We start from the raw sequence: 13,802 nt of genomic DNA on the forward strand, positions 1-13,802 counted from the left end.
CGGATGAGGCAGCGGCAATGACGGCTGAAGTGTTTGATTCGGTGGCTGGAGAGGGCCCCGATGTGGTGCTTTTGCATGGACTGTTTGGCATGGGCAGTAATCTGGGAGCGTTGTCGCGCTCGCTGCAGGATCGTTACCGCGTACACAGCCTGGACCTGCCCAATCACGGACGTTCGGCTTGGACCGATAGTATGGCGCTGCCAGATCTGGCGGCGGCGGTGCAGCGCTGGATGCAGCATCGGCACCTGGAAACGGCGCATTTCGTCGGCCACTCCCTGGGCGGCAAGGTGGCGATGCAGTTGGCACTGGAGGCACCGTATTGCATCGATGCGCTGGTGGTGGCCGATATCGCACCGGTGGCCTATCCCCCCAGCCACGACGCGGTATTTGCAGCGCTGGAGGCAGTCGCCGGTGCGTCCTGCCGCAGCCGCAACGAGGCGGCCGAGCTGATGGGCCGTTATCTGCAGGAACAGAGCGTCATCCAGTTTCTGCTGCTCAGCCTGCAGCGCGGGGATTCCGGACACTACCACTGGCGCTTCAATTATTCCGCGCTGCGAGATCATTACCAGCAGCTGCGAGCCGGCTTGCCGGCCGAGACGCCCTTCAATGGCCGGGTACTGTTCGTCAAGGGCGGCGATTCCGACTATATCCAGCCCCAGTACCGAGAGGCCATCGAACAGCGTTTTCCCGAGGCCCTGATCCAGGAGATGGAGGGCTGCGGTCACTGGCTTCATGTTGAGAAACCGCGTCTGTTCAACCAGATCGTCGGCGATTTCCTCGACGGCTGAACAGGCCCAGGAAGGATTGTGTATTTTACCCTTGGAGAAATAGTGGCGGTGTTGGGGTTCGGCGCTCTCTGCGTCTGGTTCCTGGCATCCATCCGTGTGCGCGAGCTGGCGGTGCAGGCAGTTGCCCGCGCCGGTGAGCGTGACGACTTCCAATTGCTGGATCAAACGGTGCATCTAAACCGGCTTTCGCTGAGCCGCGACGAGCGCGGTCGCTGGCGGGTGTGGCGACAATACCGGTTCGACTACAGCTTCGACGGTGTGCAGCGGCATCAGGGCTTTGTCATCATGCTGGGCCAGCGGCTGCAGGCCGTGGTCGTGCGTGAGCCCGATCCTACCTTGCATTGAAGGCGAGCACTGCTTTGGGATGATGCCTGACGGGCTGCGGTAAAAACAGTACAGCCTGTATCATTGCCCGCTTAGAGCAGGCGCAGGACCACGCTCAGGCCGAGCACTATCAGCAGTATGCCGAAGATCTTGTCGACCAGCCGGGCACTGCGTTGCAGACGCTGCAGCACCGGCCCGGTGGCGATCAGCAGGGCTACCAGCGCATACCAGAGCGTGTCCGTAGTGGCCACGGTTGCCACCATCAGGGTGTGGGTGGCGAGGCTGGGTTCCGCCGGCAGGAACTGGCTGAACAGGGCCAGCATGAAAATTGCCAGCTTGGGGTTCAGGAAGGCCACCAAAAAGCCGCTGCTGGCCGCCCTGACGGGGGAGGAGGGCCGCGCTCCCGCGCTCGCTGCCGACGCGCCGGGCATGGCGCCGCTGCTGCGCAGGCTGCGCATCCCCAGATACACCAGGTAGGCCGCTCCGGCCAGTTGTAGGCCGGTGAACAACAGCGGAGAGCGCGCGATCAGCAACGCCAGCCCCGTTACTGTCACCAGCGCGTAGAGTCCCACCGCCAGGCCATGGGACAGTGCGCAGACCAGGCCGGCACTGCGGCCACCCGCGACCGTATTGTTGAGCACGACCGCGAGGCTGGGGCCTGGTGACATCGCACCCAGCAGACAAACACCCAACAGGGACAGCCAGAGACTGAGTGACATAATGACTCCATCAGCAGAAAAGTAACACGATTGGCTGGACCATCTTTTTTCCACAAAATCTGTGGATAAGTACGTGGGTATTTTGTTTAAGCGAGGCCTCGCGCCAGCAAACGAGGGCCATGTTACAGATTGGTTAAAAAATACACAATCAAATTAAATCAAATTAAAACAATGGGTTAGGATGGACATCTAAGGCTGCAAGTGCAAAGGGAAGGCTAAGCTAGTGATTGGGATTCCCGGCTGTCCAAGTGTGCATAACCTTTTCGCCTCTGCTACGGAATGTAACTGAAAGCACAATTCGGGAACACCGTCCCCTGTGCTTCAGCGGGTACGCTTTTTGTGACCGACTTCGCACTACTGTATCTGAAGACTCTGGACAAAGGTCAAGGTGTTTTGTAAATGTTACCGTCCTGTAACGGTTTGGTGACAGCCTGGTAGCCCCACACAAGGGATACTATTGCGGACCATGATAGATGCACCCCGAGGTGCAGGTTTCACGAATCGCCACCTGCGACAGTTGTGGCAGGGTCGGTTTGAGCTCGCGCCAGATCCAGCGGGCTATATTTTCGCTGGTGGGATTTTCCAGGCCGTCGATGTCATTCAGGTAATAGTGATCCAGCCGGTCCAGCACCGGCTGGAACGCGGCCTTCAGATCGCCAAAATCCATCACCCAGCCGCTGGGCTCGGCGACGTCGCCGGTGACGGTCACACGCACCTGGAAAGAGTGGCCGTGCAGTCTGGCGCACTTGTGCCCGGATGGTACATTGGGCAGGCGGTGAGCAGCTTCAAAATGAAATTCCTTGTAAATTTCCATCGCGGGTGGACCTGTGTAATGCGTCTTGGAACCCAGCCCTGGAAGCGCTGGAAACCGGTTGATTTTACTATCAAATACAGGTGATTTTCAGGGTATTAAAATATTCCCGCAATTTCGGTGGGAAGGTTTGACAGCTCCGGTTTTATCTCTATAATGCGCCTTCTCGGTCAGGGGGTGGTTAGCTCAGCTGGGAGAGCATCTGCCTTACAAGCAGAGGGTCGGCGGTTCGATCCCGTCACCACCCACCATTCGATTCGGGGAATCCTTTCTGGAGCGGTAGTTCAGTTGGTTAGAATACCGGCCTGTCACGCCGGGGGTCGCGGGTTCGAGTCCCGTCCGCTCCGCCAACTAAGTAGCTGATTTATAAAGAGAAATATAGATCAGCCCTCTTTCCTCGGCGGTATCTCGGCGGCGAGCCCCTCAAAACGGCTCTTATCCCGGGGGGTCGCATACTCCTTAATCAGCTCCGAATACGTCCTGAGAAACATCTCCAGGCTGTGTCCTAGTTGCTCCGCTGCATCAACCGGGTCGACGCCTGTGGAGAGTAATTCGGCCGCCCTGGTGTGCCGGCAGGTGTAGGGGATTCGGTAGGGAATCCTGGCGCGCTTATGTGCTCTCTGCCACTCCTCGTTAAAGACGTCCGTGTCCAGGTGTGGGCCGCCGCTTTCCGTCTGGAAGATATAGCCTCCGTTGAACCGAGTGCTATGGTTGTTCAGGTAGGCACGGACCCAGAGGGGGACGTAGACGTCCCGCCGCATATAGGTCTTAGTGGTGGCCTCTGGCCGGCGGCGGGTGATCTGCTTCGTGACGGACAGCTCCTCGCCATTGTAATCGGTCCACAGGAGGCCCCTGACTTCTCCTGGCCTGAGCCCGCATCCGAACATCAGCGCGAAGTACACAGCCACCTGACCGGTGAGTTGTTTCAGGAGCGCTGTTCGCTCGGCAGGGAGGTAACGCTGGATGGCTTTCTTTTGGTCACGCCGGATCTTCACCCTGTCCGCCGGGTTGGGGAAGACTTCCGCGTGGCTGAGGACGCCCCGCAGGACGATCAGGGCGTTCCGCTTGGTCTTGCGGCTTACCTCGCGAGTGGCCAGCTCCCGTTTGATGTCGGCAGCTGTGATGTCCTGGATCGGCCACTCGAAGAACGGCGCCCAATAGGTGTTCATAAGGCTCCGGTAACTCATTTGGGTGGAGCGCTTGGCGTCCAGGGTATCCAAGTAGTCCCGTGCTACCTGGCGGAAGGCCCGGGTTTCGTTGTCATCGTCGCTGAGGTAAAGGGGGAGCCCGAGTTTCTTCCGGGCTACAAGCCATTCACGCCGCTTGACTGCAGCGGAAAGAAGCGTCTTGCTCGTCGGGTCCCCCGGGAGGGTTTCTGAGTATATGACTCGGCTTTTGTGCCAGAGGCGGATGCGGAGCCCTGATCCATCTGGCTGGATGCCCGTTGGCCAATCCATGTGTTCGCCCTCTCTGTATGGATCATGGTCGTTTTGCCGATGACCACGTAGTGATACCCTCGGGTCCAGTGCCGTTTCATCCAGCCATGGATCACGCCGAGGGTGATACCCCGGTCGGCGGCCCAGGCGCTCTTGCTGCGGTACTCATCGGCGTTTGCGGCGTCTAGCGTGTCGTGCTTTTCCATAGGTGATACCTATATTCTGGTGCAGCGAAAGAGCCCGCTAGGGCATCTGTACACTTTGAACCAGGTGCATGCTGAGGATGTCGGAGGACCGGAGGACGCGGGGTGCCTTGCTCAACAGCTGGGCGACGCGATGCCCCGTGGAGGTGGCGTCCATATATTGGCCAACTCTGTAGCCGTTCTCGTTCCGCAGGCGGAACGCAACCATACGATTCTTCACCCTGGGGTCCTTATCCAGGTCGAGAACCAAAGTGGAACCTTGTGGGATTCCGTGTTCGTCGAGGTCGTTACTATCCACTGATATTCCAGCGTAGTTGGAATCGGACGATAGATCCTCAACTATGGCAGGTGCTCTTCCCATTACGCTTTTCCCGGTGAGTGATCCTATTAGAGACACACTGATCTGTTGTAGGTTGGTAGCCTTGTAGTTCAGCAGTGAAGTTACGTTTTCTAAGCTAGGGTCAATTTCCAAAGGGCTTACCCTTAGTATGGCCGCAAATTTAAAGACGATCTCCGTGTTCAAGGGGATGACCGCGTGTAGATATTGGCTTAGTGACGGCTGGGAGATCCCGAGTGTCCGGGAGGCAGTTTTCTGGGTGAGCCCTAGCTCTCCCTTCTTGCTGTCCCAGATCCTGCGGAGCCTGGCCGCTCGTTTCTTGTCGTTGGCTGTGGCTGTATATCTTTGTGTTGGAGGTGACATGCACTTTTCCCTTGCAGTGGTCTAGGATGATACGAGCAATGCTTTTTTGAGGCAATGCGTACCGATCCAGGTCGGTGCGACTGATCCCGGCCTCCCAGGATAAGTCAGTAAAGAATACACCACCAAGGGGTGTGCCGAGAACTACGGCAACAGGGATTCCTTGAGCATGACGCTCCCTCCCCCAGGTACTCTGTAGACCAGAGAGGCCGGGACCAGCATGGTGGTGGCGCGTTTGGGTATTTTGGGTTGGTACTTATATTCGACAAACAACAGCCCCCCATTATCAGAATAAAAAGCATCGAACACGCCCCCGTTGAACGCATCATGGATTTTCCACGAATAGGTGGGTAGGGGAACGTGTCGATGAATGGACTTAATGTAGCCGTGTTCGTTCAATCAGACAGCTTCGGCCTGTGGACCACTCTGGACATCGAACTCGCCGCCAGCAATAACACGTTGCTCTACTGCGACGATGAACGCCGGCAGGTAGTGCCCCATGGTCTTGGCGGTGCGTTCGTTGATCTCATGATCCGCGATGAACTTGGCGATGAAATCAGCGTTGTCAATGGCTGATTGGTGGGTGGCGGCGGCACTTGCATCGAAGAAAGTCTCGCCGTCGGAGGTACGATAAGCCTGGATAGCTTCCATGGTGTTGATTCCTGTTGAGTTATGGGGGTGGGGGCTTTGCGCCCCCCGAGGTTACGCTGCTTCGGCAGGAGCCGCGGTACCTGAGACGGCGCGGTAGCCGTCCAAGGCCGCTTCGTACAGGGCAGGAGGTGCCCAGCCGCAGTCGGTGATGGTGAAGTTGGCGTACTCGTCGCCGCGCTTGTTCTTCTCCATGATGGAACCGACCCGCCAGACACGGGAGAAGCGGGGCTTGTTGAGGCTCTTCTGGTTGATGCTGGTATTCCAGACACGGGACACTTGCAGCTTGCTGGAGGACATGAAGATCTGGGCAGGCCCAGTAGGCGCACCTTCATCGTCCAGGAGCAGCAGCGTGTGCTTGTCGGTCTCGACCACATCGTAGTGGGCAGGGTCGCCTTCCAGGGTCGCGAGTTCCTCCAGGGCTTCGGCTTCGGTGTCGAAATTACCGAAGAAACCGCCGCCTTTGAGGCGCTTCTTGAAGATGGCGTACTCCTTGGTGAAGTACAGGTTGATGGCGAAGACAGCATCGAACGTTTCTTGCGTGACTGAGTTCAGTAGCATGCCTTCCTTGGCACCCTCGACTGAACGGCATTCAGGCGAGAGCGCCTGGAGCAGCTTCAGCTGGGGCATCGCGTAGTCTTTTACTGAGGTGTTCTCGCTACCCATTGCGCCGACTGAATCGTCTTGCAAGTGGGCCGGGAGGTCGGCGGTCTTGTCGCCGAACAGGGCTACTTCAGTGGTTTGGGACATAGTGAGTTCTCTTGGTTCAGGTGGTAAAGCGAATATAGGTATTGCCTATATAATAGGCGCTACCTACGGCGGTGTCCAGTAGGGATTCCCCTACTTCTTCTTTGCTTTCGCCGTCGTCATCGAGACTTTCGTCTTTTTGAACGGTTCGGCGTGGGGAAGCTCCCCATACAACGCCAGGTGTTCTCTGGCTGCAGCGTTGTTGATGTGCCAGGTGATCAGGTGCATGTTGCCTGTCTCCCGGACCCATTCGGAAAATGCTTGTTTCACCTCACCAGAGGCGTTGAAGATGGTCTCCTCGGTGAAGCCGATGCGCGTCCCGCCTTCCTGCAGAATGGCGACTTCTGGGCTGGTCTCGTGGAACGCCAGCAGCACTTCGTCGATCAGCGCAATCTGCGCTTTGCTCTGACGTTCTTGCCGGCTGGCCGCGGCGCGCTCCTCGTCGTGCTTCTTCCGCTGTAGAATCAGATCAGCGATGGTGCGTTTTTCGTAAGGGTTTTCTTCGACAATTTTCAGGGCTGCTTCAGCCATTGGCGGTACTCCTTTCAGGGGTAAGGTGTTCTGTGAAAAGGTTCTTTGCGATGACGGTGAGTTCCTCGCGGGTGTACTCGAAGGGGCTATCGACCTTGCCAGTGCTCCAGGCTGTGAAGAGGCGCTGCATAATCCCGTAGAGGTACTCGTAGTCGTAGCAGCGGCCCCACTCCATGAACACGTCTCGGTGTTCTTCGTAGATAGCGTCGAGCACTACTGCGAGGTCAAGGACGAGGTCGCGCAGCTCGAAGGACCCTTGGGCAAACTCAAAAATGTCTTCGTAGAGCGCTGTCTGGTAGTTGGAGTGGTGCTCCTCGACGAACTGCATACAGATCATGGCGGCGAGCGCCTGGTTGCGCGTGAAGGTGTCCCGGTTCATGCTGCCTCCTGAACTCTGGTCATGCCCGCGAACAGGCCGAGTAGTTCGTTCATATTGGAGACCTTGTTGAACAGCTGCGCGTAGACGTCTTCCTCTTTGGTGCCGAGGGCTGCGATACAGAGGGTCTCAGTTTTGCGGGTCTGCCCCTTGCGGTAGATGCGGGCATTGAACTGCTGGAACCACTCCGCGTTGTAGGTGGGCGAGGCCCAGATCGTGGTGGTTCCTCGGGTCAGCGTCAGGCCGTGGCCGGCACTCTTGGGGTGGGCGAAGATGACCCGCAGCTTGCCGTTTTGGAAATCGTCAACGATCTTCTGGACTTTGGTGGTGCGGGTGCTCCCTGTGAGGTCACCGTCGATCACGGCGAAGGGATCTTGTGTTTAGTGGCCAGGGCTACGAGGCTGTCGCGCTCGTGTTTCCAGTTGAAGGCGACTACGGATTGCTCGCGCTGTAGTACCAGGTCAATGACCAGTTCGGCGCGGTGAGGGTGGATCTTGATGATTTCCCCTTCGGCACCATAAACCGCCCCCGACAACAGCTGCAGGATCTTCGTCGCTTTGGCTCCGGCATGGACAGCGGTGATGACGCCTCCCGCGGTCTCCAGGACTGCTCTTTTCTCCAGCTCCCGGTATTGCTTCATCACGGCCGCCGGCATCTCGACCTGTAGCGTGCGGCGGGTGTTGGCTGGCATGTCGACGCAATCTTCGAGTACGTGGCGGATGGTGATGTCAGAGAGTAGCTGGGCCACCACGTCGCGTGCCCCTTCCTTCTCCACCCAGTTCTTGGCGTAGGGAGAGGAGGCACCCGGGATGTCCATCGGGGTGCAGGTCTGTTGTTGGAATTTGTAGAACGACTCGCCCAGCCTCTTGCCTCCGTCGAGCATAAATGCCGGGAACCACAGGTCTGTGATCCGGTTGCTGTTGGGGGTGCCGCTGAGCATGGTGATGTACTCGATCTCGTTGGCGATCAGCCCCATCGCTTTGCTGCGGTCAGTGGTTCGGTTCTTATATGCGGTGTACTCATCGACGGTGCAGTGGCTGAACCCCTTGAGCACGTGCAGGTTCTCGGCCACCCAGTTCACGCCGTCGTGGTTGAGAAAAATGATGTCGGCGCCTGAGTCAAAGGCCGCTTGTCGCTTGGCAGGTGACCCGTGAGCTACGGCCCAGGAGAACTCCGGGAGGTAACTATTCGCGTCCGCCCCCAGGATGGGCGGAGGATAGTCAGCGGGGCAATGGCCAGGTGTCGCCCGCGCATCGTCTGCCGCCAGCCGGCCAGGGAGCTGATCGTTTTCCCGGTACCGGGGTCGCCGTTGTTGAACATGCGGGGGTGGCGTGCCCAGAAGTTGGCGCACTCCACCTGCTGCTGCATCAGGGTCATTGTCATAGGTAACACCTATATTTACGCGGATGCCGAAGGATTGGTAACGCGGGCGAGGTGGTCCTCCCGGGATTCCAGCTGGAAGTTGACCCAATCGACGTAGCCCAGGAGTGTGAGGTCATTGGCCACCAAGTGTTGCCAGTCGCTAGCCCGGAACTCCGGGTGGTCCTCCCACTGAGAGACTGGTGTCCATCGTAGGGCTAGCTCCGCCTCATACAGCTTCGCTATTGTCTCGAAAGCAGTGTTGATGGCGGCCCCTGCGATACCCTTGACCTTTGCCCGCTGTTTGAAAGGCATTGCTCGCTGGACATAGGCGAATACGGCCGGGATGTCTTTGTGAAGGGCGAAGTCAGTATTGCGTAAGCTGCGGATGTCATCAGGCGTCATGTAGGGCCTCCAATCTGTTTATGGTGTTCTGGGCGTCGGCCAGTTCCTTTTCCAAGGCGGTGAACGCAATTTTTTGAGCGGCGATTTCTCTATCCAACTCTTCGCAGATCTCGTCGTGCACGTGCTGTTCGATGCGTTCGTCGCCGCGCTTGTCGTGGTCGTCCCACATCATGAGAAAGTCGCAGGCTTTGTTGATGGTGGCCTCGTCGAGGTTGCCATCTTCCAGGTGCCTGGCGATCTCGGCGGCGTCCATGTTGTTCACCATGGATTCGTTCATCGGGCGCCTCCGATCGCTCTCATGGCCTCGAAGGTGAGCGGTGGCTTCTTGCCAGAGTCACGGACCAGCGGCTTGCCGTGGAGGATCTGCAGCATCATCCAGGCGTCGAAGGCGGCGTCGTGCATCGCGTTGTGGGGGATCATGCCGGGGGGCTTTTCCAGCTTGATGTTGTCCTCCAGGCCGTTCTCCTCCAGCCAGGTGCGGATGTCGCGGACCTTGTAATATTTCCAGGGCGCTGAGATGTTGTATGTCTCGAACAGGGAGTCCATCCGCGAGATATCGAAATGTGGTCCGCGGGTGTACCAGCGGCACTTCTGCATTTCGATCGCACTGGCGTAATGCTCCAGGGCTTTGTAGAAATCCTCGGGGTGGATGGCGGCGTCGCCGGGCTCCAGGACCCGCTGGGCTTCGGGACCTTGTTCGCTCCACCACTTGCGCGTGGAGAGTGACTCGTGGCGGTCGGCCTGCACATCGGTGCGGAACAGGATCTCGATGCCCGTCGCGCAGATCTCCTCGAAGGTGAGGTCTTTGCTGGGGTCGATCATGACCATGCCGAAGGACAGGATCTTGGCGTTGGTGTTTGTGGACAAGGTTTCTATGTCCATGGACGCAATTGTATCGGGAGTCATTCGACCCTCCATTCGCAGGCTTCGTTGGCTCGGAAGGGACACCACATGCAGTTGCCTTTGCTGGGTGTCGGCTTGAATTCGGTATCTGAGGTGAGGACAGTGGCCCGTTGGGTGATGCGTGGCAGGAACTGTGATGCCTGTTGGCGGGAGTAGCGCTGCGGGCTGTATAGACCGTGGTCGAGATACCAGAAGTCGGTCTCTACGAACTCCAGCTGCTCGTAGCGCATGAAGGCAGCGATCGCGTAGATCATCGCCTGTTGAGCGTGGGGGATCTCGTTACCAAACTTCTTACCAGACTTGTGATCTATGACCCTGGCGCAGTTCTCGTCCTGCCATTCCAGGACATCGAGTTTTGCCCTGGCCCAGACGTCTTTACCCATCCAGCCGGTGGGTTCCCAGTCGACGGTGAAGCCCCAATTGCCTTCAACCTCGACCTTCCCCTCGGCGAATCGATCGCGGAGGTGATCGAAGTCCGCCCGGAATTTGGGGTAGATCTTGTCCTCCCAGTCCTTGATGAATGGCTGGCTGGTATCCGCGATAGCCTCCCATTCAGATTTGACGTAGCACTCGGCGATGTCATGGAGCGCGGAACCTCTGTCAGAGGCCACGTTCTTCTCCTGGGGTACCTTCTTCACCCGCTCCAGGTAGACGCTGTAGGCACAGGTCTCGTATTTCTTGAGCATGGTGGCGGACCAGGTGGGCACGAGGCCGCTGCCAGGCACCAGGATCTGTGGCACTTGAGCTGGGACGGTGCCGGGGGTCGTCTTCGGGTTGAAGGTGAAGTCGCTAGTCGGTGGTGGCGGTTTAGTTGGCGCCTTTGCCTTTGCTGGGTCGAACGTAAAATCGCCCATCAGAAGTCACCAGCGGCCATCTGGAATACGGTGATGCCGTGGGTACGAACTGCGTCACAGATCCTTTTTCGGTCGTCGTAGAATCCGACGATTTCGTAGCCTTCCTCCTGCCAGCTTTTGATGGCTTCCATTTTGAGGATGTCATCGTTGGTCCGGTTGCCGGCGGGGCGCATCGTTAGTGTGTTGGGTAGCAGGCCATTTTTGTCCAGCCAGCGTTCGGTTACCTCACGGTATTCTTCTCCCCGCCCTGTGAGGACGGCGATGTACATGTCAAGGTCGGAGGCGTAGAGGCTGAACACCCGCGCTACATCTTTGCGGACGGTGTCTAGGTGCTGGTCGGCGAAGAACGCCTCCCAGTCTTTGGTCTCACCCTTCAGGTGGTGTACCCGGTGTTCGTTGTCGGCGAGGGTGCCGTCGATGTCGAAAATTACCATTCGTTTTGCCATGGATGGGGTCCTTAGTCGTGTGCTCTTAGTAGTGGTGTTATTTTCCCGTCGTCACCGAACTGGTGGTCGACCTCGGTGAGGTAGAGTTTTTGGAGTTCTTCTACGGCGTTATCGGAGAGCCCCCAGTGGATGGCGAATCCCCGGGAGACCTTGCCCCCGATCCGCATTGGGTGGCTGTCCAGGCCTTGGCGGGACATGTGCTTGCCAAACTTCCTGGCGTTGTCGGATCGACCAACCATAACGTTGTAGAGGTACCGCAGTTCGTCTACTGTGATCCGGTGTTCTGCTGCATTAGCTGTGTCCCGGATGATCGCGCGCACTATGGTTTGGGCGGGGAGTAGATAGTTCTGGCCGGTAGAGAACGGCATATCCATGATGGGGAGGAAATACTCCAGGTCGCCGGACATAACCGCGGTGACGAAGTCCTCGACAGTCGTACAGCTGATTGCCCTCATGGATTCTTTGGCTTCGTTCTCCAACACTGTTCGGGCTTGGTTGAAGTCGATCTCGTAGTCTTTCAGTACCTGCGCGAACACTGACAGTTCCCCGGGGATCAGGACATCGACCACGTACTGCAGGTCTTGGAATATGGCGGTGAGCTTGGTCTCTTGTCGGGGGACACGTTGAAGCGGCGGTCGTCCGCTGGCAGGTACATTACGTCTTTGTCGTTGGAGAAAAAGAAATAGTTGGTGTAGGTGCGGACGTTGCGCAGGTTCTCCCGCATACCCCGGATCGGCTCCATGGTTTCGGAGATGGTGGACTTGATCTTGTTGAAGAGCCGTTTGCTTTGGGCGCTGTCTTCCAGGCGGAACTCATCGAAGGCGACGAACAGGGCGCACTCTACCCACTGGTTGAACTGGTCCTCAATATTCTCCAGTCGCACCTTGGTGGTGTAAGGTTGGCTATCCCCGATGCCGTGCCCGACCAGGGGGTGAGGATGTTGTCGAAAAATATGCCTTTCCCAGTTCCTTGGGTGCCTTGCAGAATCCATGCAGTGGCTAGTTTGTCTTTGATCTGAATAGCAGTCGCCAACCAGTTCAAGAAGTGGTTGAACGTGGCCACGTCGCGTCCGACAACGTGGAGAATCAGCTCGGCGATGACGGGGCAGTAGCGCTCTAACTCAAGGCCGGTGTCGTAGCTCAGCGGGGCGGTGTAGTTGGAGGGCATGGCGTTGTCATAGCGCATGTACTCGCTGGGGATATATTTGTTCAGGAACCTATCGGTAAAGCAGATGGATTGGTCTCGCTGAGGGTTGAACTGGAAATTCCAGATCGGGACGTTGTCAGGCATGACTCCTTCGTATTGGACCATCCAATCCGGGAGCCCGTCCCGGCTTGCTTTGGCAATGCGCGCGATTTGGCCGGTTTCGGTGTTGAGCAGGGCGTTGTAGTAGCCGTTGCTGGCTTCGTCCCGGAAGACCAAAGGCATGGGGGGTACTTTGCCAGTTTCTTTGCCGGGCTCCACCTTCCCTATGAACTGTTCCAGGTGCCAGTGGTAGGTTTCAGGGTCCGCAATCTCGAACAAAAAGTTCGGCTCGCCTTTGAAGTTCCGAACGATCTGCGGCTTATGCTTCAGCACATAGTACGCAGCGCTGTCGCCGCCGTTGACGTTGTAGGCTACGAAGTCACCGTTGTCAGCGGCAAAGGTCATGGCCACTTCTTCTGGGTTCGTCACCACGTGGATGCGCTGCCCGTTTACGGAGACCATCTGGCTTTTTTCTTTGTGCGGGGGTAAGCCCATCGTGGCACGGAGAGCGTTTACCCGTTCGGTGGTCGCTCGCCGGTTCTTGGATGCGTCGGCGTGTTTTTCGATCTCCTCAGCCAGCGCGAGGGTTAGGTTCGTCTTCTCAACCAAAAATATGCGGTCGTTCTCGTCCGGGATTGGGTCAACGAGCCCGTCGAAGAACCGAGGGGTGCCGATGTAGATGATGTGGGTGTTGTCTACTACGGAGCGGTCTAGCCCATAGGACAGTGCGGTACCAGAGGCGGTGAGCGTCAGGTTCTTGTTGAACAGCTCTACGGCGAAGTTTAAATACGTCACATATTCTTTCAGCGCTCGGGGTGCTGTTGGTCCAGAAAGCCAGAATTCAATATGTAGAGAGATCTTCTGGCCTTTCATCCCGAGGCTGGAGCTAGCGTGGACGATATAGCTGACATCGTGGAAAGGCGCCGGCAAACCTTGGATGATGTGCTCACAGGCTTCTTGGAGTACCGTGCGATCCAAGGGCGGTTCAAAGGCAGGCAGCGTCGGTAAGGTGAGCCCGTCGATGTCCAGGATCAAGTTTTCGGTCGGCGCGTCGCGGTCAACGGCGCCGGCACGGGACTCGTTTGAGAGGGGTTTGGTCAGGTACCCTTTGAGCATGCAGTCGCCGCGGGCGGCGTGTGTCTGGATATATTTAACTCGCTCGCGCAGGCCTTCACGCGACTTTTCAACTTCATAGTCGGTGCTGTTGAAGTGTTTGATCAGTGGGTACTGGCGAACCCCCTCCTTAGTGAAGGATTTGACCGAAGGAGTCCCGTGCGCACTGCCGATGAAGGATAGCTTCATAGAGTGTG

General features: G+C 57.7%; 21 protein-coding genes and 2 tRNA genes. 4 read left to right on the top strand and 19 right to left on the bottom strand.

Features of this window, described 5'->3' with window-relative positions; translation table 11 throughout:
- The first annotated feature begins 17 nt into the window (after window positions 1-17).
- Together G3T16_RS18590 and G3T16_RS18595 are read left to right on the top strand one after the other, a co-directional pair.
- Window positions 18-788 carry an alpha/beta fold hydrolase gene (locus tag G3T16_RS18590; protein WP_163496531.1) on the top strand — a complete coding sequence of 257 codons (771 nt, stop codon included), beginning with the start codon at window positions 18-20 and terminating at the stop codon, window positions 786-788.
- A gap of 18 nt (window positions 789-806) precedes the next feature.
- Window positions 807-1,133, top strand: a complete 327-nt coding sequence (locus tag G3T16_RS18595) for a DUF3301 domain-containing protein (RefSeq protein WP_163496532.1) — start codon at window positions 807-809, stop codon at window positions 1,131-1,133.
- Between the two features lie 71 nt (window positions 1,134-1,204).
- On the opposite strand, the gene G3T16_RS18600 is transcribed toward G3T16_RS18595, so the two are convergent.
- Together G3T16_RS18600 and queD are read right to left on the bottom strand one after the other, a co-directional pair.
- Window positions 1,205-1,831, bottom strand: a complete 627-nt coding sequence (locus tag G3T16_RS18600; protein WP_163496533.1) for a LysE family translocator — start codon at window positions 1,829-1,831, stop codon at window positions 1,205-1,207.
- A 454-nt stretch (window positions 1,832-2,285) separates the two neighbouring features.
- Window positions 2,286-2,645 carry a 6-carboxytetrahydropterin synthase QueD gene (gene queD, locus G3T16_RS18605; protein ID WP_163496534.1) on the bottom strand — a complete coding sequence of 120 codons (360 nt, stop codon included), beginning with the start codon at window positions 2,643-2,645 and terminating at the stop codon, window positions 2,286-2,288.
- A gap of 172 nt (window positions 2,646-2,817) precedes the next feature.
- Between queD and G3T16_RS18610 the strand changes: the two genes are divergently transcribed.
- Window positions 2,818-2,893, top strand: a tRNA-Val gene (locus G3T16_RS18610).
- 22 nt (window positions 2,894-2,915) lie between these two features.
- Window positions 2,916-2,992 (top strand) — tRNA-Asp (locus G3T16_RS18615).
- A gap of 33 nt (window positions 2,993-3,025) precedes the next feature.
- Here the strand turns inward: G3T16_RS18615 and G3T16_RS18620 are convergent.
- From G3T16_RS18620 to G3T16_RS18700, 17 genes are all read right to left on the bottom strand, one after another.
- On the bottom strand, window positions 3,026-4,099 hold the full coding sequence (locus G3T16_RS18620; RefSeq protein ID WP_163496535.1) for a tyrosine-type recombinase/integrase: 1,074 nt from the start codon (window positions 4,097-4,099) through the stop codon (window positions 3,026-3,028).
- A gap of 222 nt (window positions 4,100-4,321) precedes the next feature.
- Window positions 4,322-4,981: a helix-turn-helix domain-containing protein gene (locus tag G3T16_RS18625; protein WP_163496536.1), complete on the bottom strand. Its 660-nt coding sequence runs from the start codon at window positions 4,979-4,981 to the stop codon at window positions 4,322-4,324.
- A gap of 141 nt (window positions 4,982-5,122) precedes the next feature.
- Window positions 5,123-5,377: a hypothetical protein gene (locus tag G3T16_RS18630; RefSeq protein WP_163496537.1), complete on the bottom strand. Its 255-nt coding sequence runs from the start codon at window positions 5,375-5,377 to the stop codon at window positions 5,123-5,125.
- Complete coding sequence (locus G3T16_RS18635) at window positions 5,378-5,629, bottom strand: hypothetical protein (RefSeq protein WP_163496538.1); 252 nt, start codon at window positions 5,627-5,629, stop codon at window positions 5,378-5,380.
- A gap of 51 nt (window positions 5,630-5,680) precedes the next feature.
- Window positions 5,681-6,376: a hypothetical protein gene (locus G3T16_RS18640; RefSeq protein WP_163496539.1), complete on the bottom strand. Its 696-nt coding sequence runs from the start codon at window positions 6,374-6,376 to the stop codon at window positions 5,681-5,683.
- Window positions 6,377-6,466: 90 nt separating this feature from the next.
- Window positions 6,467-6,904, bottom strand: a complete 438-nt coding sequence (locus G3T16_RS18645; protein ID WP_163496540.1) for a hypothetical protein — start codon at window positions 6,902-6,904, stop codon at window positions 6,467-6,469.
- Complete coding sequence (locus G3T16_RS18650; protein ID WP_163496541.1) at window positions 6,897-7,283, bottom strand: hypothetical protein; 387 nt, start codon at window positions 7,281-7,283, stop codon at window positions 6,897-6,899. The genes G3T16_RS18645 and G3T16_RS18650 overlap by 8 nt, the downstream gene beginning before the upstream one ends.
- Window positions 7,280-7,642: a helicase-related protein gene (locus G3T16_RS18655; protein ID WP_163496542.1), complete on the bottom strand. Its 363-nt coding sequence runs from the start codon at window positions 7,640-7,642 to the stop codon at window positions 7,280-7,282. Before G3T16_RS18655 ends, G3T16_RS18650 begins: the two co-directional genes overlap by 4 nt.
- Window positions 7,639-8,631, bottom strand: coding sequence for an SNF2-related protein (locus G3T16_RS18660; protein WP_163496543.1), 993 nt, complete (start codon window positions 8,629-8,631; stop codon window positions 7,639-7,641). The genes G3T16_RS18655 and G3T16_RS18660 overlap by 4 nt, the downstream gene beginning before the upstream one ends.
- Before the next feature lie 47 nt (window positions 8,632-8,678).
- The gene (locus G3T16_RS18665) at window positions 8,679-9,044 is read right to left on the bottom strand and encodes a hypothetical protein (RefSeq protein WP_163496544.1); all 366 of its coding nucleotides are present in this window, start codon (window positions 9,042-9,044) and stop codon (window positions 8,679-8,681) included.
- Window positions 9,034-9,321 carry a hypothetical protein gene (locus tag G3T16_RS18670; RefSeq protein WP_163496545.1) on the bottom strand — a complete coding sequence of 96 codons (288 nt, stop codon included), beginning with the start codon at window positions 9,319-9,321 and terminating at the stop codon, window positions 9,034-9,036. The genes G3T16_RS18665 and G3T16_RS18670 overlap by 11 nt, the downstream gene beginning before the upstream one ends.
- Entirely contained in the window at window positions 9,318-9,950 is a 633-nt protein-coding gene (locus tag G3T16_RS18675; protein ID WP_163496546.1) for a 3'-5' exoribonuclease domain-containing protein, read from the bottom strand. The genes G3T16_RS18670 and G3T16_RS18675 overlap by 4 nt, the downstream gene beginning before the upstream one ends.
- Window positions 9,947-10,654, bottom strand: a complete 708-nt coding sequence (locus G3T16_RS18680; protein WP_163496547.1) for a PD-(D/E)XK nuclease family protein — start codon at window positions 10,652-10,654, stop codon at window positions 9,947-9,949. Before G3T16_RS18680 ends, G3T16_RS18675 begins: the two co-directional genes overlap by 4 nt.
- Window positions 10,655-10,800: 146 nt before the next feature.
- Window positions 10,801-11,247 carry a phosphatase domain-containing protein gene (locus G3T16_RS18685; protein ID WP_163496548.1) on the bottom strand — a complete coding sequence of 149 codons (447 nt, stop codon included), beginning with the start codon at window positions 11,245-11,247 and terminating at the stop codon, window positions 10,801-10,803.
- Window positions 11,248-11,258: 11 nt separating this feature from the next.
- A complete protein-coding gene (locus tag G3T16_RS18690) occupies window positions 11,259-11,816 on the bottom strand; it encodes a hypothetical protein (RefSeq protein ID WP_163496549.1) in 558 nt (185 codons plus the stop codon).
- Window positions 11,801-12,130: a primase-helicase family protein gene (locus G3T16_RS18695; RefSeq protein WP_163496550.1), complete on the bottom strand. Its 330-nt coding sequence runs from the start codon at window positions 12,128-12,130 to the stop codon at window positions 11,801-11,803. Before G3T16_RS18695 ends, G3T16_RS18690 begins: the two co-directional genes overlap by 16 nt.
- Window positions 12,088-13,794: a hypothetical protein gene (locus G3T16_RS18700; protein ID WP_163496551.1), complete on the bottom strand. Its 1,707-nt coding sequence runs from the start codon at window positions 13,792-13,794 to the stop codon at window positions 12,088-12,090. The genes G3T16_RS18695 and G3T16_RS18700 overlap by 43 nt, the downstream gene beginning before the upstream one ends.
- Window positions 13,795-13,802: the final 8 nt, after the last annotated feature.

The sequence above is a fragment of the Kineobactrum salinum genome, from assembly GCF_010669285.1.
Taxonomy (GTDB): domain Bacteria; phylum Pseudomonadota; class Gammaproteobacteria; order Pseudomonadales; family Halieaceae; genus Kineobactrum; species Kineobactrum salinum.